Annotated in this window: 20 protein-coding genes and 1 pseudogene; 8 read left to right on the top strand and 13 right to left on the bottom strand. The window is 32.6% G+C overall.

Going from position 1 to position 18,550, the window contains the following annotated elements; all coding sequences use genetic code 11:
- Positions 1 to 146: 146 nt before the first annotated feature.
- The 7 genes from STRUR_RS05195 to STRUR_RS05165 form a co-directional block, all read right to left on the bottom strand.
- Positions 147 to 1,487 carry an MFS transporter gene (locus STRUR_RS05195; protein WP_006739780.1) on the bottom strand — a complete coding sequence of 447 codons (1,341 nt, stop codon included), beginning with the start codon at positions 1,485 to 1,487 and terminating at the stop codon, positions 147 to 149.
- A gap of 227 nt (positions 1,488 to 1,714) precedes the next feature.
- Positions 1,715 to 3,136, bottom strand: a complete 1,422-nt coding sequence (locus STRUR_RS05190) for a glycoside hydrolase family 1 protein (RefSeq protein ID WP_006740389.1) — start codon at positions 3,134 to 3,136, stop codon at positions 1,715 to 1,717.
- Positions 3,137 to 3,262: 126 nt separating this feature from the next.
- A complete protein-coding gene (locus tag STRUR_RS05185; RefSeq protein ID WP_006738688.1) occupies positions 3,263 to 4,792 on the bottom strand; it encodes an ABC transporter permease/substrate-binding protein in 1,530 nt (509 codons plus the stop codon).
- Positions 4,785 to 5,513: an ATP-binding cassette domain-containing protein gene (locus STRUR_RS05180; RefSeq protein ID WP_006740347.1), complete on the bottom strand. Its 729-nt coding sequence runs from the start codon at positions 5,511 to 5,513 to the stop codon at positions 4,785 to 4,787. Before STRUR_RS05180 ends, STRUR_RS05185 begins: the two co-directional genes overlap by 8 nt.
- Positions 5,510 to 5,950 carry a MarR family winged helix-turn-helix transcriptional regulator gene (locus tag STRUR_RS05175; protein WP_006739976.1) on the bottom strand — a complete coding sequence of 147 codons (441 nt, stop codon included), beginning with the start codon at positions 5,948 to 5,950 and terminating at the stop codon, positions 5,510 to 5,512. The genes STRUR_RS05180 and STRUR_RS05175 overlap by 4 nt, the downstream gene beginning before the upstream one ends.
- Before the next feature lie 2 nt (positions 5,951 to 5,952).
- On the bottom strand, positions 5,953 to 6,921 hold the full coding sequence (locus STRUR_RS05170) for a zinc-binding dehydrogenase (protein WP_006739019.1): 969 nt from the start codon (positions 6,919 to 6,921) through the stop codon (positions 5,953 to 5,955).
- 96 nt (positions 6,922 to 7,017) lie between these two features.
- Entirely contained in the window at positions 7,018 to 7,860 is an 843-nt protein-coding gene (locus tag STRUR_RS05165; protein WP_006738430.1) for a Cof-type HAD-IIB family hydrolase, read from the bottom strand.
- A gap of 154 nt (positions 7,861 to 8,014) precedes the next feature.
- On the opposite strand from STRUR_RS05165, the gene STRUR_RS05160 reads away from it, so the two are divergent.
- Positions 8,015 to 8,680, top strand: a complete 666-nt coding sequence (locus STRUR_RS05160; RefSeq protein ID WP_006740235.1) for a hypothetical protein — start codon at positions 8,015 to 8,017, stop codon at positions 8,678 to 8,680.
- A 27-nt stretch (positions 8,681 to 8,707) separates the two neighbouring features.
- Here the strand turns inward: STRUR_RS05160 and STRUR_RS05155 are convergent, their stop codons facing one another.
- The 5 genes from STRUR_RS05155 to yjbM all read right to left on the bottom strand — a co-directional run bounded on the left by STRUR_RS05155 (position 8,708) and on the right by yjbM (position 12,916).
- The gene (locus STRUR_RS05155; protein ID WP_006739662.1) at positions 8,708 to 9,463 is read right to left on the bottom strand and encodes an SDR family NAD(P)-dependent oxidoreductase; all 756 of its coding nucleotides are present in this window, start codon (positions 9,461 to 9,463) and stop codon (positions 8,708 to 8,710) included.
- 67 nt (positions 9,464 to 9,530) lie between these two features.
- Positions 9,531 to 10,526, bottom strand: a complete 996-nt coding sequence (gene pta / locus STRUR_RS05150) for a phosphate acetyltransferase (protein WP_006739740.1) — start codon at positions 10,524 to 10,526, stop codon at positions 9,531 to 9,533.
- 17 nt (positions 10,527 to 10,543) lie between these two features.
- A complete protein-coding gene (locus STRUR_RS05145) occupies positions 10,544 to 11,437 on the bottom strand; it encodes an RluA family pseudouridine synthase (RefSeq protein ID WP_006739372.1) in 894 nt (297 codons plus the stop codon).
- Positions 11,434 to 12,270: an NAD kinase gene (locus STRUR_RS05140; protein ID WP_006738876.1), complete on the bottom strand. Its 837-nt coding sequence runs from the start codon at positions 12,268 to 12,270 to the stop codon at positions 11,434 to 11,436. The genes STRUR_RS05145 and STRUR_RS05140 overlap by 4 nt, the downstream gene beginning before the upstream one ends.
- Positions 12,245 to 12,916, bottom strand: coding sequence for a GTP diphosphokinase (gene yjbM / locus STRUR_RS05135; protein ID WP_006739188.1), 672 nt, complete (start codon positions 12,914 to 12,916; stop codon positions 12,245 to 12,247). Before yjbM ends, STRUR_RS05140 begins: the two co-directional genes overlap by 26 nt.
- Positions 12,917 to 13,010: 94 nt before the next feature.
- Here yjbM and STRUR_RS05130 point away from each other — a divergent pair, with 94 nt between their 5' ends.
- From STRUR_RS05130 to STRUR_RS11885, 7 genes and pseudogenes are all read left to right on the top strand, one after another.
- Positions 13,011 to 13,580, top strand: coding sequence for a CYTH domain-containing protein (locus tag STRUR_RS05130; protein WP_006739517.1), 570 nt, complete (start codon positions 13,011 to 13,013; stop codon positions 13,578 to 13,580).
- Positions 13,581 to 13,697: 117 nt separating this feature from the next.
- Complete coding sequence (locus STRUR_RS05125) at positions 13,698 to 14,672, top strand: ribose-phosphate diphosphokinase (protein WP_006739656.1); 975 nt, start codon at positions 13,698 to 13,700, stop codon at positions 14,670 to 14,672.
- Between the two features lie 3 nt (positions 14,673 to 14,675).
- Positions 14,676 to 15,788 (top strand): cysteine desulfurase family protein, encoded by a 1,113-nt coding sequence (locus STRUR_RS05120; RefSeq protein ID WP_006740255.1) that lies wholly within the window; start codon positions 14,676 to 14,678, stop codon positions 15,786 to 15,788.
- 2 nt (positions 15,789 to 15,790) lie between these two features.
- Complete coding sequence (locus STRUR_RS05115) at positions 15,791 to 16,132, top strand: DUF1831 domain-containing protein (RefSeq protein ID WP_006738857.1); 342 nt, start codon at positions 15,791 to 15,793, stop codon at positions 16,130 to 16,132.
- Positions 16,133 to 16,181: 49 nt separating this feature from the next.
- Positions 16,182 to 16,400, top strand: a complete 219-nt coding sequence (locus tag STRUR_RS05110; RefSeq protein WP_006739313.1) for a DUF4649 family protein — start codon at positions 16,182 to 16,184, stop codon at positions 16,398 to 16,400.
- 112 nt (positions 16,401 to 16,512) lie between these two features.
- The gene (locus STRUR_RS05105; protein ID WP_006739418.1) at positions 16,513 to 17,157 is read left to right on the top strand and encodes a redox-sensing transcriptional repressor Rex; all 645 of its coding nucleotides are present in this window, start codon (positions 16,513 to 16,515) and stop codon (positions 17,155 to 17,157) included.
- A 14-nt stretch (positions 17,158 to 17,171) separates the two neighbouring features.
- Positions 17,172 to 17,866, top strand: a pseudogene (locus STRUR_RS11885) (gamma-glutamyl-gamma-aminobutyrate hydrolase family protein).
- On the opposite strand, the gene radC reads toward STRUR_RS11885, so the two are convergent.
- Positions 17,863 to 18,543 carry a RadC family protein gene (gene radC / locus STRUR_RS05095; protein WP_006738472.1) on the bottom strand — a complete coding sequence of 227 codons (681 nt, stop codon included), beginning with the start codon at positions 18,541 to 18,543 and terminating at the stop codon, positions 17,863 to 17,865. The pseudogene STRUR_RS11885 and the gene radC sit on opposite strands and share 4 nt — an antisense overlap.
- Between the last annotated feature and the right edge of the window lie 7 nt (positions 18,544 to 18,550).

Raw genomic sequence — 18,550 nt, 5'->3', positions numbered from 1 at the left:
ACCTTCCTATGCCACCAAGGCATAGGAAGGTAAATACTTACCTTTCCTATAATAGTTTAGTCTATATTTATTAGAATAGTCAAACTTTAACGTATTTTTCTTTTTATTGTTCGGCTTTTGTCATAAAAAATTAGCAATACAAATTGCTATAATTCTTTTTCTTTTTTCAGATAGAGGACACATGATATCGCTAAAATAACCATGATTACTAAAAAGATAACGGCATTTCTACCGCCAATAGCAGCTCCATTTTTAAGTTCAGAATTTTGCCCAAGAGAAAAAATCTGAGATGCCACTGCTGTTGCAAATGCTCCTGAAAATTGTTGCAAAGTATTTAGGATACTATTGCCATCAGTTGCTTCATGTTTATCAAGTTTTGTTAACGTACTACTAATCAAATTACTACCACTTAATCCCATACCCAATTTTACAGTAATATCACAGAGTAACAAGATAAAAAATGGCGCATATGGAAATAACAAACTCATCCCAACCAAACCAAATAATATAATTCCCAAACCAATCATAATTGGTTTAAAAGGTCCAATCTTATCCAGTAGAATCCCAGAAAGTGGGGCTAAAATAGCAACTAATATAGAACCCGGAAACATAAATAATCCAGCTTGCGTAGACGTTTTTTCAAGTACTAACTGAATATGATTTGGCAATACAAAAGAAAGTGCTAATGGAACCATCTGAAAAATCAATACTGCTATCAGTAGAATTAAGTAAGGTTTATTTTTAAAAACATGAAGATTAAGTAACACCTTTCTTTTATTTAGAAAATAAAAAATAACTAAACTAGAGAGCGATAAAATAAGCCAAACAAAAGATAATTTTTCAATTGCTAATAAGAGGGATGAAAGACCTATACCTAAGAAAATAAAAGCAGAAACATTAAGACTCGTTGTCTTTTGGATGTGTTTATTAGGTATAGAAGATAATCCAACAAGAGTAGATACTATCAGCAAAGGCAATAATAAACTAAAAATCATTTTCCAGCCAAGACTTGCTAAAACCAAACCGCCATAAGTAGGTCCTAGTGCTGGAGCTAAAGAAGTCGTCATTGTAGCCACTCCCATAACCAAACCTCTTTTTTCAAATGGAATTTTTTCCAAAATGATATGATACAACAATGGTAAAGCAATTCCTGTCCCAATTCCTTGGGAAATTCGACCAATTAAAAGAATAAAAAGGCTTGGTGCAAAGCTATCAATGATAACACCTGCAATAAAAAAAGCATTGGCTAATGTAAAAATAAACTTCTCAGAAAAATTCTTGATAAGATAAGCTGATAAGGGAACAATAGCTGCTACCGCTAATAAATTACCAGTTGTTACCCACTGGATTGATGTGGCTTTGACATTAAATTCCGTCATTAATGTTGGAAAAGTAACATTCATTGATGTTTCTATCAAAACACCACAAAAACTTAATATTGCAGTCGCTATAATTGCAGGCATCACGCGCCATTTATTAGTATTCATATTTCCTCCTTTTAGGGCATAAAAAAGGTACTCAGTTCTTCCAAAGCACCTTTTTCATTCTTTATTAAAATAGAATGATTGTTTTCTCTATTAAGACTCAGTTCATTATAACAAAATTTTCTTGATGTGACTAGCTATCTTAGCTATCACGAAGTCCTATTTCTTATTTATTTTGTAAAATGAAAAAGACTCTATAGTAATACAGAGTCTTATCTTCTTATTTAGTTTTAGTCACTTAAATCTTGACCATTTGATTTAATAACTTTTTGATACCAGAAGAATGAATCTTTACGATAACGATTGAGTGTTTTTAAATCAAAATCATCACGATCGACATAAATAAAGCCGTAACGTTTTTTGATACCTTCATGAGTAGAAATCAAATCGATTGCAGACCAAGGGTTATAACCCATCATGTCTACACCATCTGTAATTGCTAATTGGATTTGTTCAATATGAGTACGTAAATATTCAATACGGTATGGATCATGTACTTTACCATCCTCAGTTAGTGTATCATAAGCACCAAGACCATTTTCAGTTACCAACATTGGCAAACGGTAACGACTATACATTTCACGCATTGTTGCACGGAATCCCATTGGATCAATTTCCCAACCAAATTCTGTTTTTGGTAAATTTGGATTATCAACAGTTTGAAAGACATTAGCAACACCTTGTTTTGATTGTTGATCAGCATGAGTTGAAAATTCTGTTTCAGTACCATCTGATGCTTTTGCTGTAGCAGTGTTGTAATAATTAAAACCAATAAAATCAGGTTTTCCAGCTTTCATAATAGCTAAGTCTTCTTCAGTTACTTCTGGTACAGCATCATACTCTTCAAGATAAGCCCAAACGAGATTATTATATACACCATAAACAGCCGCATCAAGATAAAGCCAATTACGAATTGCATTAAAGTTTTGTGCAGCAAGAACATCTTCTGGTTTTGAAGACGCTGCATAAACTAATGAAATGTTTGGCGCTGGTCCAATTTTAGCTTCAGGCAATAAGTCATGACAGATTTGCATTGCTTTTGCTTGTGCTACAAGTTGATGGTGATTTTGTTGGTAAATTTCTTTTGTTAGATTTGTGGTTCCTTCTGGTACATGTAAAGTTCCAATTACAGGACCGACTAATGTGAGCATATTTTGTTCATTAATTGTTAACCAATACTTAACACGGTCACCAAATTCTTTAAAAATAAGTGTTGCAAATTCTGCAAACCAATCAATTGATTCACGATTTGACCAAGATCCTCTTTCATCAAGAGCTGCTGGCATATCAAAATGGAACATTGTTACAATTGGTTCAATATCATATTTCAAACATTTATCAATTAATTGATTGTAAAAATCAATCCCTTTTTGATTTACTTTTCCAGTACCTTCTGGTAAAACTCTTGTCCACGAAATAGAAAAACGGTAAGATTTGAATCCCATTTCTGTCATTAAAGCAATGTCTTCTTTAAAACGATGATAATGGTCAACTGAAACAGATAAATCAGAAGTTCCTTCTGGAATTTCTTTAATGTCTTGACATGATGGTCCTTTACCATCCTCTAAAGCAGCACCTTCAACTTGATAGGCAGAACTAGATGCACCCCAGAAAAAATCTTTTGGAAATGGCTTTAAGGTTTTATGTAACATAAAACAGTCTCCTTTTATTATGATACTTATATTATAAATCCTTTAGTCTTTAATAACTAATGATATAAAAGGCTTTCATGATACTATTCTATGAAAAACAAAAAGAACTGAATATCAGAGTTCCTTTTATTTTGAAATTAATTTTTCTTTTAGCAAAAAGTCATGTGCCACTTTATTTGCTGATTTTCCTTTGACACTGACTTGATAATTCATTTGACTCATTTGTTTTTCAGTGATTTTGCCAGCTAATTGATTTAGAACGGGTTTTAATTTTGGATACTTCTTAAGTAATGAAGCTTTCATAAGTGGTGCCCCTTGATAAGGTGGAAAGAGTTTTTTATTATCTTTTAGGGTCACTAAGTTATATTTGATGATTTCGGCATCTGTTGAATAAGCATCAGTAACTTGAATATTTCCTGAACCAATTGCTTGATAACGTAGTGCTGGTTCCATCGTTGATACATTTAAATTAAGACCATAAAGAGATTTCAATCCTTTATTCCCATCTTGCCTATCAGCAAATTCTAAAGTAAAACCAGCTTTTACCTGATTTTCAACCTGTTTTAAATCAGATATTGTTTTAAGATGATACTGATTTGCTAGTTTTTTTGTAACAGCTACAGCATAAGTGTTTTGATATGCCATGGGTTTTAAAAAACTTAAATCATCTTGTTTTAAAATACCACTCTTAGCTTCTTGATAGACTTGTTGAGAATCATTTGAAAGTTTGGGTGGATTCTTTAACAAGGAAGAAGTTATGGTTCCCGAAAATTCAGGATAGATATCAATATCTCCATTTTTCAATGCTTCATATAAGAAACTCGTTTTTCCAAAGTTAGGTTTGAGTTCAACTTCTATATCAGTATTATCTTCAATTAATATTTTATACATATTAATGAGTACTTCTGGTTCTGCTCCCATTTTTCCAGCAACAGTTATCTTCTTAGGCTGCATTATATTGGTCATATGTAAAAGTGCTGGAGTGTAAGATGCAATAAGCAAAGCAAGTGTTGTGAAAAAGGCAATAGCAATTTTTTTCAAAGATGAATGCTCTAGATACTTCAAGAGTAAATTGAAAATGACTGCTAATATGGCAGATGAAATAGCACCAATTAATATTAAACTTGTGTTGTTTCTATCTATCCCAAGTAGTATAAATGATCCTAGACCTCCTGCCCCAATTAGAGCTGCCAAAGTTGCAGTCCCAATGATTAAAACAGCTGAAGTTCTAACACCAGACATAATAACAGGCATGGCTAATGGTAATTCAAATTTTTTCAGTTTTTCCCATCGCGTCATCCCAAAAGCTGTACCAGCTTCAAGCAGACTTGGTTCAATTCCGTTTAAACCGGTAATGGTATTAGCCATAATTGGAAAAATAGCATAGATGATAAGTGCCGTCACTGCTGGAATAGTACCAATCCCCATGAGAGGAATAAATAAACCTAATAAAGCTAGTGATGGAATAGTTTGTAAAACACCAATTATTTGGAGAAAAATTTCAGACCAACGTTTACTTTTGGTTAATAAAATAGCAAATGGAATAGCAATAAAGAGCGCCATCATTAATGCTAAAAGTGAAATTTGAATATGTTGACCTAAAGCAGTTACCCATTCAGAATAACGATCTTGGAATGTTGATATGAGTTTAGACATTAACATGACCTCCAAATAATCCTTTTACAAAGTCATTTGCTGGGGAATTTTGAATAATTTCCGGTGCATCCATCTGGCAAATTACCCCTTGATGTAAAACTGCAATTCGATCAGCTAAAATCATGGACTCATCAATATCATGGGTTACAAAAACAATTGTCATTTTATAGTCTTTATGAATCTTTAACGTTAAATCTTGTAACTGTTTGCGAGATATTGGATCTAACGCACTAAAAGGTTCATCCATTAATAATATCTTAGGTCGTGCAATGATTGCCCTAACGATGCCAACACGCTGTTGCTCACCACCTGACAAATCTTTAGGATAACAATTGAGGTATTGATCAGGTTCTAAACCTACAATATCAAGTAATTTCTTAGATTCTTTTAAAATTTCATTTTTAGACCAATCTTTCATTTCAGGAATTAAAGCAATATTTTCTGCTACAGTAAGATTTGGAAAGAGAGCAATTTGTTGTAGAACATATCCCATTTCAAGTCGCATATCTCTATATTTCATTTGATCTTGAGGGACTTTATCAATTAATATCTGACCAGTGCTAGGGTCAATTAAGCGATTAATCATTTTTAAAAGTGTGGTTTTTCCAGAGCCACTTGGTCCAACCAGAACGACTAATTCACCATCATTAATCGTAAAACTTTGTTCTTTTAAAACCGTCGTTTCATTAAATGCTTTGGAAACATTTTTAAATTCAATCATATTTTCTCCAATTCAGTAACTAATGCCTGAGTGTACTTATCAACTAATTTGATGAGTGTTTTTCGTTCTTGTTCTTTTAAAAATGCTTGTGCATTCCCTTCTGCTTGTTCAAGAGGCTTTAAAATTGATTTTGCAAATTCAAAACCTTGATGTGTTAGTTTAATGACTTTTTTACGTTTATCCTCAGGAGAGATTTGAAACGTTACAAATCCTTTACTTAACCACGATTTAACAGTAGCATTGACAACTTGTTTTGTTGACAGTGTCTTTTCAACTAAAAAACTTTGAGTAATACCATTTGGATTGTAATAAAGCCATAAAAGTAATTGCAAGCTTTTACCTTGTAACCCATTTTTTCGAGCATAGTGTTCATAAAGACTGATTTGTTGATCAAAAAGTCTGATATAATTTTTACTTTCTTTCACCATTTTATCCATTATTATCCTCTATTATCCTCCAATAAAACAATTGCTTTACCAAAAGCATCTGTCCCTTCAATAAATTGATGAGCTTCTTGAATCTGATCTAGTGAATAAATTTTAGGTTTTGGTATGTCAACTTTTTGATTTTCTATGAAAGTCAACATTTCTAAAAGTTCAGCTTTAGTAACCATTCCCGAATAAAAGGCAGTTAAATAAGTTCTATTTTTTAAACTCATAATAGGATCAAAATTTTCTAAATCCCATTGTCCCCCTAATAATCCAACAATACAGATAATACCATTTTCAGAGAGATGTTTTAAATTGTCATCAATGACTTTAGGTCCAACTAAATCTAATAGTTTATCATAAGTTTCTTGTGTCTCTAATTGACAATTTTTTTCTAAGATAACCTTATCAAATCCAGCTTCTTTTAACTGATTGACTTTCCTTTCATGACGAACACTTGCTGTTATTTCAACCGAGATATCTAATGCTTTCACCAATTTTAAGAATGCAATTCCTAAACCAGAAGCACCAGATCTAACTAAAATACGATCATTTTCTTTAATTTGTAATTGTTTCATAGAACCAAAAGCAGTGTAATAAGATTCGGGTAAAGAGACTAATTTTTCCAAACTGAGACTAGTTTTAATTGGATAAATTGACTGATTTGGGATTAAAACATACTCTGCATATGACCCATCATAATCCCGTCCCATTTCTCCCATGATTGAAATGATTAGTTGCCCCTTTTTAAAGTAACTCTCATCAGAGCTTTCTTCGATTATTCCTACACATTCAATCCCTAAAACTCTAGGAAAAACGACACTTGGTGAGTAACCTTGTCTGGTAAAAACTTCAGATCGATTAACTCCAAATCCTAATACTTTTACTAATGACCATCCTTTTTTTAGGACTGGCTTTGGTAAGTTAACTAATTCTAATACTTCAGCACCACCTGGTTTTTTAACTTGTACAGCTTTCATAACTAACACCTCATAAAAGAAGTCTATCTGTTTCATTAAATAAAGTCAAATTTTTTGACTTTATAGTTTTAAAAAAAGCAATCGCAATTGATTGCTTTATATGAGCTCAAGTTTTTCAAAAGCATGATAAAGACCATCTTCTTCAACATCATCTGTAATCATATCCGCCATTTTGAGGATTTCTGGTCCTCCATTTCCCATAGCAACACCGATTTGGCAATAGTCTAGCATAGGGATATCTATAGAGGCATCGCCAAAGGCAATCGTATTTTCTTTTGAAGCATTTAAATGCTTTAATAAAACCTCAATTGCATGAGCTTTTGTTATATCTTTAACACCTAAATCACCGAAGAGGGTTGTTTCCCCACGGCCGCCCCAAGTATGAGCTTCAAGATTTGGAAAAGCTTCCTTTGAGTCCAAATGATCTTGATAATCATTTAGAATGAAAGAGACTTTATTTAAATCATCACGATAGAGTTCACCATTGTAAACCAGACCATGTAAAGCATCTTCAGCTTCTTGATCTTTGACGTCTTCTTCTGACTTCCCTTTTCTGAGAGCATATGTTTTTAAAACAGGACGTGCAGCATCTCTAAAATGTTCACTTGCAAACAGACCATTGTTGGATTCAAGATAAAATTCAAGACCACGGTCATGTAGCCAATCAACAATGGCTTTTGAATCTTCTTTTGAGATCATTTGATGCATGACAACTTGACCATGATGTTCCACATAAGAACCATTTCCTCCAATCATACCATCAAGGCCAATATCCAAAATATTTTGTGGCATTTCTGCGCGACTTCGCCCAGTACAAACATAAACTAAATGGCCATTTTCGCGTGCTTTTTTAATTGCCGTTTTTGCTGATTCTGGTATACGGTTATGATAATCGACTAGAGTACCATCTACATCTAAAAAGATAATTTTTTGAGTCATTTTGTGCCTCCTTTTATTAGCTTTAGTTTATCTGTTATTACGTTAAAATGCTCTCCAAATATTACTATTTTCTGATACTATCCTCTGAGATTGATAATACAAAATAATTGCTATTTTAAACAAAACTTCTTATCATACAGGTATGAATTATCTATTGAAAACAACCTTTATTGTTGATCAGTCTAACAAACACCATGTGGAGTTAGCATCTTTTTTAAAAGAACACTTTAATCATCTGTTTTTATTTGAATCAGAAACCAATGAAAATGCTGATCAAAGTGATTTTTTCTTTGTTTTTGATAACAGTGACAATCACGATGAGCAAAATACCATCTATTTTAACAACCTAAAAGAACATCGCTATTATTTTGATTTAAATCATCATATTTTTACTGATACCAAAAAATTACTTGAATTATCTCAATTTTTGACCAATTTTTACCTTGAAAAAAGACAATTCATTTTAGACTTTTTCCCATTACAAGCAAGACTTTTTGATAAAAATGGAAAATTACAATATCATAATCAAAAATTGGACCCCTTCTTTCAATTAAATGACGATGAAGATATGGAATCTTGGTCTTTGAAGGAACTAAAAGAAACGCAGAAAGCAAAACATTATCTCGTACCCCAACAATCTTTTGATCAAATTCTTGTGCAATCTTACTTTGGATTTTATGACCAAAGTCAATTAAAACAAGTATTAGACTTGACTTATGATATAAAACCATTAATAAAAATGTACCTTGAAGAGACTGCTCAAGCTATAGTTGGTTGGTCAGATGTGACGTCAGGACCTTCTATTTCTAATGATTTTTAAAAACCACTTCTAATGAAGTGGTTTTCTTTAATCTCTAAATACTGGTTGTGGACCATAGCTTTGTGAAACTGGCATCATCTCAATTCTGTTAAAATTAAGATGTTCAGGTTGTTGAATCAACCAATCAACGGTGTTAGCAATATCTTCAGCTGTAATCGCATGCGCTCCATCATAAAGTTGACTAACACGTTTTTCATCGTTATTGAAACGAACATAAGAAAATTCAGTCCCCTCACAAAGACCAGGTTCGATATTTGTCACTCTAATTTTAGTTCCCGCAAGGTCAGCTCTTAGATTAAGTGAGAATTGTTTTACGAAAGCTTTGGTTGCTCCATATACATTTCCGCCTGGATAAGGAATTGTTCCCGCCGTAGATCCTAAATTAATAATAAATCCACTATTTTGTTGAACCATTTTAGGTAATAAAAGATCTGTTAAAAATGTCAAGGCTGTCACATTAGTATTAATCATAGTTGTCCAATTTGAAAAATCAGCTTCTTGTGCTTTATCAAGTCCTAAGGCTAACCCTGCATTATTAATTAAAATATCAATTGATTTCCAATCTTCAGGTAACTCATTCAATGCCTTTTCTAATTCAAGGTGATTTGTGATATCAACTGAAATAGGATAAAAATAATCTTTACCAAGTTCATTTTGTAAGGTAACTAATTTTTCTTCTCTTCTTGCAATACCAATTACTTTTAAATGTGATGCAACTAATTTTTTACAAATGGCTTCACCAAAGCCAGCTGAAGAACCTGTTACAACTGCTATTTTAGTCATTACTTTCTCCTTTTTAAAAAAAGTTCTTTTACATTAATCAAAAAGAGTTGAAAATCAACTCTTTTTATTATTTTTCATTATCTAAAGCTTGAGCGGCAGTGATTATTGCTAATTTATAGATATCTTCAGCACTTGAACCACGAGACAAATCATTAACAGGCATATTTAATCCTTGAAGGATTGGTCCAATAGCATCAAACATTCCAAGACGTTGTGCAATTTTATATCCAATATTTCCAGATTGTAAATCTGGGAAGACGAAGACATTAGCATGACCAGCTACATCACTTCTAGGTGCTTTAATTTCAGCTGTTGCAGGTACAAATGCAGCATCAAATTGTAGTTCTCCATCTAATGCAACATTTGGGTTCAATTCTTTAGCAATTTTCGTTGCTTCTTGCACTTTATCAACTTGTGGTGCTTTTGCAGATCCTTTAGAAGAAAAGCTTAACATTGCAACTTTAGGATCAATATCAAATATTTTAGCTGTTTCTGCAGTATTTAAGGCAATTTCTGCTAATTCTTGTGCATTTGGGTCGATATTAATAGCACAGTCAGCGAATACAAATCTTTCTTCAGTATTTTCACGATTCATCAAGAAAACACCAGAGGTTCTTGAAATACCAGGTTTTGTTTTAATAATTTGTAAAGCTGGTCGAACTGTATCAGCAGTTGAATGAATCGCGCCAGAAACCATACCATCAGCAAGTCCAAGCTTAACCAACATAACACCAAAGTAATTGACATCTCTTAAAAGTCTGTCAGCATCTTCCATTGTTACTTTACCTTTACGAATTTCGACAAAACTTTCTTTCATTTTTTCAAATTCTGGATAATCATTTGGATTAATGATGGTATATACTTGATCAGCAAATCCAAGTTCAGTCAATAAGTTAAGAATTTCCTTTTCTTCACCTAAGATGATTGGCTCAACTAATCCTTCAAATTTTAAACGAGCCGCAGCACGAACGACACGTTCATCATTACCTTCTGGGAAAACAATTTTCATATTTTTTCCAACAACTTTTTCTCTTAATCCACCAAATAAAGTACGAATACTCATAAAATATTAACCTCAATCTATTTTTTCTGTAAACCTATGATAACGCTGTCAAAGTCTTCTGTCAAGTCTAATGAATGTTCCTGAATCTCTTTTGTAAATGGATCAGTGAATTTCAGAAAATGACAATGTAAAGCCTGCCTCTCAATACCACAATCCATTCTACCACCATATAGATCATCTCCTAGTAAGGGAAAACCAATATGAGAAAAGTGGACACGAATTTGGTGTGTTCTTCCAGTATGAAGTCTAATGTCAACTAAATAAATATCATTTTCAAATGCTTCTACAATTTCGTAACTTGTATGGGCATATTTGCCTGAAGAATCAACACATCGTGTAATGATACTATCAGTTGGTCTAGCAATAGGTGCTATAATATCACCTTTTTTAGCTAGTTTTCCTTTTCCAGAAATTAGAGCATAGTATCTTTTTTCAATAACTTTTTGCTGTAATTGCTTATCAAGTCTTGCATGAGCATAACCATGTTTTGCAAATAACATCAAACCACTTGTATCTCTATCAAGTCTTGTCACAATATGAACTTGCTGATTAGCGTATTTATTTTGAAGATAATAAGCTTTCACAAAATTTGCCATTGTATTGGAATGAATAGCACTTGGAATACTAGCAATTCCAGGTGGCTTATTAATAACAAGAAAATGATCATCCTCATAGACAATATTTAAGTTTTTGTCAATTGGTTCAAGGCTTCCATGAGATTCTTCATCTGGTATTTGAATCCTCACCACATCACCTATATTTAAAAGATAAATGGCATTTTGTTCTATGCCATTTACCCAAATATTGCCACCTTTAAATTTTACTTTAGCTAGTAAAGCCTTTGATATGTCATGTGATTTCAAGAATGTTTTGACCTTTACTTGACGGTCAGCAATAAATTCAAAAATCATGAATCACTTTCTCCAATAAAAGCATCTTTAACCCTTTCCCAAAAGCTAGTATGTCTTTCTGATGCAACAAAATGAATTTTATGATGGTCAATTGAATAGTCAACTTTTGTGACATTTTTATAATGAAATGTTTTGTTGTCAACTGATAAGGTGTAGGTTCCTAGACGTTTTGGAATGATTTCGATTTTATCTTTTTTGGGGATAATAACTGAAGAACCTAACGCACGATAGACACGATTGTTAAGGCTAGAAATCTCAGTCAGTTGAAGGGCTTCAATTGTAGGGTGTAATACAGACCCTCCTAAAGATTTATTATATGCCGTGCTGCCAGTTGGTGTTGCAATCAACATTCCGTCTCCTCTAAAGCGCTCAAAAGGTACTTTGTTAATGATAACATCTGCTACCATTGTTTTTTCAATACGTCTAATAGTCGCTTCATTTAGAGCTCTTGCCTTAATAACCTTACCATTTTCTAAGTAAATTGTTACTTTTAATATTGGATAAGCTGCACTTTGACCATTATCTGCTCTTAAATTTTCAATTAACTGATCAACTTCATAATCTCTGTAATCAGTATAAAATCCAAGATGACCTGTATGGATACCAACAAATCTAACAGTATCTAGCTCTTTTTCGTACATATGAAATGCTGATAATAACATACCATCACCACCTATTGTAATCACAATATCTGGGTTTTTCTTTGATAGATAAAAATCGTTATCATCTTTTAATATTGAAAAAAGTTTTGAGGCCACGCGCTTACTTTGGTATTTTCCATTTGCTATGATTGCAACGCGAGTTACTTTATCTGTATAATTCGTCTGTGTCATCACTATTTCCTACACCATCACTTAATTTACGGTTTGCTGGATCAAATAAAAGCTGCGCTTCTCTGATATCTTCTCTAATTTTTCTCATCTCTTCATCAAGTTCAAGTGCTATCTTAGCTGTTGTTTCTAGACGGCGTTTTATCTCCTTTGGAAATTCACCTTGATACTTATAATTGAGAGAGTGCTCTATCGTTGCCCAAAAATTCATTGCTAAAGTTCTAATCTGGATCTCAGCCAATACCTTTTTTTGTCCATCAATAGTATCAACAGGATATTCGATGACAACATGATAGGAACGGTAGCCACTAGATTTCATATGACGAATATAGTCTCTTTCGAAAACAATCTTCATATCTTGTCTTTTGCGAAGAATGGATAGCACTTCGTCGACATCATCTACGAATTGGACCATAATTCTAAGACCAGCAATATCTTGGATATCTTGAGCTATATTCTCTTCAAGAACGTGTCTTCTAATCATTTTTTCCTGAATGCTTTCGACTGATTTTACTCTACCAGTCACAAACTCAATCGGAGAATGGCGATTTTGTTTTCTAAATTGTTTACGTATCCCACGTAATTTAATCTTTAACTCGCCCACTGTTTGAATATAAGGATCTAAAAATTGTTCCCAATCTACTACCATCAAACGACTCCTTTCTTGTCAAAAATGTGAGTTTTTTATAAAATTAACATAACAATTTATTATACCATAATTGAAGTTAAAAAGAGGAAAAGACATGGCAACCAATCTTGAAATTGAATATAAAACATTATTAACAAAAACGGAATATGACAAACTTTCGGAAAAATATAAGTCACATCCTATTTTTGAACAAACTAATTATTATTTTGATACTCCCAATTATGCTTTAAAATCTCATAAAATGTCTCTTAGAATCCGAATTCTGAGCCAAAAAGCTGAGATAACACTCAAAATTCCACAAGAAGTTGGCAATAAAGAGTACAATATCAAGTTATCACTCGAAGAAGCCAATAATATTATCCAAACGAATAACTTTCCTTCTAACGATATTACAAAAATTCTAAACCAAGAAAATATTACTTTAAATGACATCAAATGTTTTGGTCACTTAACCACAAAAAGAAGAGAAGTTAAACTTCCTATCGGACTATTAGCGATTGATTTTAATGAGTATTCTAATGTGACAGATTTCGAATTAGAACTCGAGGTTAGTGATAGCAATCAAGGAAAAAAAGATTTCAACCAGTTTCTTATCAATGAAAATATTCAATTCAAATACTCTAAAAGTAAGGTTGCAAGATTTAGTCAGACACTCTTAAAATAATAATTGTTAAACTAACTGAATTATTTTAAATTTTTTGGTAAAATAGTAATGGTTACGTATCTTTGACAAAAGTTATAAGATAATACTTTGTTTAAAAATAAGGAGAACATTCAAATCATGACTGAACGTTATGCTGATAAGCAAATTAAACTTTTTTCGTTAACTTCAAACATTGAAATTGCTGAAAAAATTTCTAAAGCTTCAGGTATTCCATTAGGAAAGTTATCAACACGTCAATTTTCTGACGGAGAAATTATGATCAACATCGAAGAGACCGTACGTGGAGATGACATCTACATCATTCAATCAACTAGTTTCCCTGTCAATGATAACTTGTGGGAACTTCTTATTATGATTGATGCTTGTAAACGTGCAAGTGCAAATTCAATTAATGTTGTTCTTCCTTACTTTGGATACTCAAGACAAGATCGTGTGGCAAATCAGCGGGAACCAATTACAGCAAAACTTGTTGCAAACATGCTAAGTAAAGCTGGTGTTGACCGTGTTGTTACCTTAGATTTACATGCCGTTCAGGTTCAAGGTTTCTTTGATATTCCTGTTGATAACCTCTTCACTGTTCCTTTCTTTGCAGATTATTATTGTAAAAAAGGTTTATCTGGTACCGATACTGTTATCGTAAGTCCAAAAAATTCTGGAATTAAAAGAGCTCGTAGTTTAGCAGAATACCTTAATTCACCATTAGCAATAATTGACTATGCTCAAGATGACTCTGAACGCGAAGAAGGCTATATTATCGGTGATGTTGCTGGTAAAAAAGCCATTTTGATAGATGATATTTTAAATACTGGAAAAACATTTGCTGAAGCGGCAAAGATTCTTGAAAGAGGTGGAGTAACTGATATTTTTGCTGTTGCTAGTCATGGTATTTTTGCGGGAGGTGCTGCCGATGTATTGGATGCTTCTCCTATTAAAGAAATTGTCGTTACTGATTCAGTAAAAACAAAAGAACGAGTTCCAGAAACCATTACCTATCTTTCAGCAAGTGAACTAATTGCTGAAGCTATTATTCGTATTCACGAAAGAAAACCACTTAGTCCACTATTTTCATATCATCCAGAGGAAGAAAAATAATTTATGATTTATCTCGATAATGCTGCAACTACAGCTCTAACACCTGATGTTATTTCAGCAATGACTAAAACAATGGAAAATTTTGGAAATCCATCAAGTCTGCACCATTTTGGAAGAAAAGCTAGCCAGGAACTAAGAGAGAGTCGTGAAACAATCGCATCATTATTGAATGCTTCTCCATTAGAAATCATTTTTACTTCAGGTGGTACTGAGAGTAATAACACCGCAATAAAAGGTTATGCTTTAGCTAATCAGGAAAATGGAAAACATATTATCACTACTGAAATCGAACATCATTCAGTTCTAAATACCATGAAATATTTAGAAGAAAGACTTGGTTTTCAAATTACGTATATAAAACCAGAAGATGGTGAAATTACAGTAGATTCTATCAAGAGAGCACTTAGAGATGACACTATTTTAGTCAGTACAATGTATGCTAACAATGAAACCGGAATGATATTACCAATTCATGAAATTGGTGACTTATTAAAACATCATAAAGCTAAGTTCCATGTTGATGCGGTCCAAGTAGCTGGTAAATTGGATATTAATCTTGAAAAAGATAATATTGATTTCCTATCACTATCTGCACATAAATTTCATGGACCAAAAGGTATCGGTCTTCTTTATCATCGTTCACAACAATTCGATAGCCTTCTTCACGGAGGTGACCAAGAAAATAAAAGACGAGCTAGTACGGAAAATCTAATTGGAATTTCTGGAATGACTCAAGCATTAAAAACAGCTATTCAAAATAGAGATGATAATCTGCAAAAAGTTACTCATTTAAAATCATACTTTTTAGAGTCTATTTCTGATTTAAACTATTATTTAAATGAATCAAAAAATAGCTTACCATACGTGATTAACATTGGATTTCCTGGTAAGAAAAATGATATTTTATTGACGCAACTTGATTTAATGGGTATAGCTATTTCAACAGGATCGGCTTGTACTGCTGGTGCAGTCGAACCAAGTCATGTTTTGGAAAGCATTTATGGTGACTCTTCATCTAGGCTTGAAGAGTCCGTTAGAATTAGTCTTTCTGAATTAAATACTGAAAAAGATATCAGTGAGCTTAGTAAAGCACTACATACAATATTAGGGAAATAATAATGGCATTTGAAAAAGAAATTCATTTAACAGATTGTAAATTCACTTATAGTATAAGCAATAATATTAAAGCTTATACATTAAGAGATACTACCTTTAATCAAACAAAAATTGGAAATTATGAATTAACCAGATTACTAGAAGAGGTTCCTAATTCTGGAGAAGGCTTTCCTTTAAAGATTACAATAAATAAAGGACTAGATGCTTTTAAATTAGCAATAACTGATAAATCTGGTCTTCGTCTTGTTAATATTTTTAAATCTGATAAACATAAGATTTTACAAGATAAGTTTTATTTCTTAATGGATAGTCTTGTTGAGCGCGGTATTTTTGACAAAAAGTAATATTTTCGCTTTAATAATTATAATAAATATTAGAGAGAAGGCATATCTTATGCTAACAATTAATTACTTAAATGACAGCAAACAAGAGAAAGTTCTTACCTATGACAATTTTGAAGAATTTGAACTGTCTCGCTTTGCTTGTGCCATTAATATTGCTGATTACTACAAAGTTTCAAAAGTTGAATTAGATGGTGAAACGATTGATTACACTGGAAATATTGGTGATCTCTATCTCTTTTTGACTAAACGTTTAAAAACTAAAGCTTAAAAAATCTATGCTACTATAGGTTTTTTTTATAGCAAAATAAAACCTATATTGTTGCAGAATTCACAAGCTATTTGTTACAATAGTGTTGAAAAAATAACAAGGAGAAAAAAACGTGACTATTGAGAAAACAATTCCTAAAGCGACTGCAAAACGTCTCTCACTTTATTATAGAATTTTTAAACGTTTCCATGCAGATGAAATTGACAAAGCAAGTTCAAAACAAATAGCTGATGCTATGGGGATTGACTCTGCGACTGTCAGACGTGATTTTTCCTACTTTGGAGAACTTGGACGTCGTGGATTCGGTTATGATGTTAAAAAGTTAATGAACTTTTTTGCAGATATTTTAAATGATCATTCTACTACTAATGTTATTTTAGTGGGCTGTGGTAATATTGGAAGAGCTCTTCTTCACTATCGATTCCATGATCGTAATAAAATGCAAATTGCGCTTGGTTTTGATACAGATGATAATGAACTAGTTGGTAGCAAAACACAAGACGGCATTCCAGTTTATGGTATTTCATCAATCAAAGAAAAACTCTCAGAAACCAATATTGAAACTGCTATCCTCACTGTTCCAAGTACTGAAGCTCAACAAGTCGCAGATGAACTAATTGATGCTGGAATTAAAGGTATCTTAAGTTTTTCACCTGTTCATTTACAAGTACCAAAAGGGGTAATTGTTCAGTATGTTGATTTGACTAGTGAATTACAAACCTTACTTTATTTTATGAATCAATCTCAAAATGACTAATTAGAGGAGAAAACATGTCCAAACCAATTATCGGTATAACAGCTAACCAACGCCTTAATCCATCTTTAGATGATATTCCATGGTCTTATGCACCAACAGGATTTGTAGAAGGTGTTAAGGAGGCTGGGGGCACTCCACTTCTTCTACCAATTGTTGACGAAAAGACGGCAAAACAGTATGTTCAGATGGTGGATAAACTCATACTTATTGGTGGACAAAATGTAGATCCAAATTTTTATGGAGAAAGCAATCAAGCTTATGAAGATGATTTCATGATTGAAAGAGATTTCTTTGAAATCGCATTAATTAAAGAAGCAATCAAACTTAAGAAACCTATCTTTACTGTCTGTCGTGGTATGCAACTTATGAATGTTGTTTTGGGTGGTACTTTAAATCAAAATATACCCAATCACTGGCAATTAGAACCTTCTGAAACCATAACACAATAATTTACCATAAAAAGGATTCGATACTTGAGCCCATTTATGGACTAAAAAATAAAGTCAATACTTTTCACCGTCAATCAATAAAACAATTAGGCAGTGGTCTGGAAGTTATCGCATCTGACCCAACTGACGATACGATTGAAGCTGTGACTTCTACCAACCCCGATATCCGATTTTTAGGTGTTCAATGGCATCCTGAGATGCTTTGCCATAAACGTCAGGAAGAAAAAGATTTATTTGACTATGTTGTTAATAAACTCTAAATAATTTGATTTTTTTCCTTAAAACTATAATAATGATGTTTACCAACGATGATGTGATCTAGGCAGTTTATGCCTAGTTCTTCACATGATCGTTTTATTTTAGCAGTAAATTGAATATCATAGTCACTTGGAAAAACATTATTTGAGGGATGATTATGTGCTAATATTAAGGATGTTGCTAAATTTTTACAAGCATGAAATAGAATTTCTCGTGGTTCTGCAATTGATTTAGTAACAGTTCCTTTAAATATTACCTTTTCTTCTATAATTCTATTTTGACTATCTAAATATATGGCCAATAGATGCTCTTGTTTGTGAAAACCAATTTGATAAATTAATCTTTTTGCTAATTGTTGACTTGATTTGATTTTATCCTCAAATTGATACTGAGATTGAAAAATACGTTTTGAGAATTCAATCATAGCCTTTATTTCGACAGCTTTAACACTACCTATTCCTGTTAGTTGTTCTAGCTCTGCTAAGGATAATTGACTAAAAATTCCTAAAGATGGTATTTTCTTCAGAATGTGATCAGCAAGTGCAAGGACTGGTTTATCTTTTAGGCCAGTCCTTAGTAAAATGGCTAGTAGTTCTTGATTACTTAGTGTTTCTGGTCCAAATTGTCTTAATCTTTCGCGAGGTTGTTGATTGCTTTCGTTTACTTTTAATTGATACATTGATACA

This window comes from Streptococcus urinalis 2285-97 (genome assembly GCF_000188055.2).
In the GTDB taxonomy this organism is placed as follows: Bacteria; Bacillota; Bacilli; order Lactobacillales; family Streptococcaceae; genus Streptococcus; species Streptococcus urinalis.
The sequence above is the reverse complement of the archived record's forward strand: the minus strand, read 5'-3'. Positions and strand labels throughout refer to the sequence as shown.

What these genes read in the sequence shown, in the direction of transcription:
- STRUR_RS05145 (WP_006739372.1), bottom strand. Translation starts at nt 11,437, where the DNA reads ATGATTTTTGAATTTATTGCTGACCGTCAAGTAAAGGTCAAAACATTC.
- STRUR_RS05110 (WP_006739313.1), top strand. Translation starts at nt 16,182, where the DNA reads ATGCTAACAATTAATTACTTAAATGACAGCAAACAAGAGAAAGTTCTT.
- radC (WP_006738472.1), bottom strand. Translation starts at nt 18,543, where the DNA reads ATGTATCAATTAAAAGTAAACGAAAGCAATCAACAACCTCGCGAAAGA.
- STRUR_RS05175 (WP_006739976.1), bottom strand. Translation starts at nt 5,950, where the DNA reads ATGGATAAAATGGTGAAAGAAAGTAAAAATTATATCAGACTTTTTGAT.
- STRUR_RS05130 (WP_006739517.1), top strand. Translation starts at nt 13,011, where the DNA reads ATGGCAACCAATCTTGAAATTGAATATAAAACATTATTAACAAAAACG.
- yjbM (WP_006739188.1), bottom strand. Translation starts at nt 12,916, where the DNA reads ATGGTAGTAGATTGGGAACAATTTTTAGATCCTTATATTCAAACAGTG.
- STRUR_RS05170 (WP_006739019.1), bottom strand. Translation starts at nt 6,921, where the DNA reads ATGAAAGCTGTACAAGTTAAAAAACCAGGTGGTGCTGAAGTATTAGAA.
- STRUR_RS05125 (WP_006739656.1), top strand. Translation starts at nt 13,698, where the DNA reads ATGACTGAACGTTATGCTGATAAGCAAATTAAACTTTTTTCGTTAACT.
- STRUR_RS05180 (WP_006740347.1), bottom strand. Translation starts at nt 5,513, where the DNA reads ATGATTGAATTTAAAAATGTTTCCAAAGCATTTAATGAAACGACGGTT.
- STRUR_RS05190 (WP_006740389.1), bottom strand. Translation starts at nt 3,136, where the DNA reads ATGTTACATAAAACCTTAAAGCCATTTCCAAAAGATTTTTTCTGGGGT.
- STRUR_RS05185 (WP_006738688.1), bottom strand. Translation starts at nt 4,792, where the DNA reads ATGTCTAAACTCATATCAACATTCCAAGATCGTTATTCTGAATGGGTA.
- STRUR_RS05120 (WP_006740255.1), top strand. Translation starts at nt 14,676, where the DNA reads ATGATTTATCTCGATAATGCTGCAACTACAGCTCTAACACCTGATGTT.
- STRUR_RS05115 (WP_006738857.1), top strand. Translation starts at nt 15,791, where the DNA reads ATGGCATTTGAAAAAGAAATTCATTTAACAGATTGTAAATTCACTTAT.
- STRUR_RS05155 (WP_006739662.1), bottom strand. Translation starts at nt 9,463, where the DNA reads ATGACTAAAATAGCAGTTGTAACAGGTTCTTCAGCTGGCTTTGGTGAA.
- pta (WP_006739740.1), bottom strand. Translation starts at nt 10,526, where the DNA reads ATGAGTATTCGTACTTTATTTGGTGGATTAAGAGAAAAAGTTGTTGGA.
- STRUR_RS05195 (WP_006739780.1), bottom strand. Translation starts at nt 1,487, where the DNA reads ATGAATACTAATAAATGGCGCGTGATGCCTGCAATTATAGCGACTGCA.
- STRUR_RS05165 (WP_006738430.1), bottom strand. Translation starts at nt 7,860, where the DNA reads ATGACTCAAAAAATTATCTTTTTAGATGTAGATGGTACTCTAGTCGAT.
- STRUR_RS05140 (WP_006738876.1), bottom strand. Translation starts at nt 12,270, where the DNA reads ATGACACAGACGAATTATACAGATAAAGTAACTCGCGTTGCAATCATA.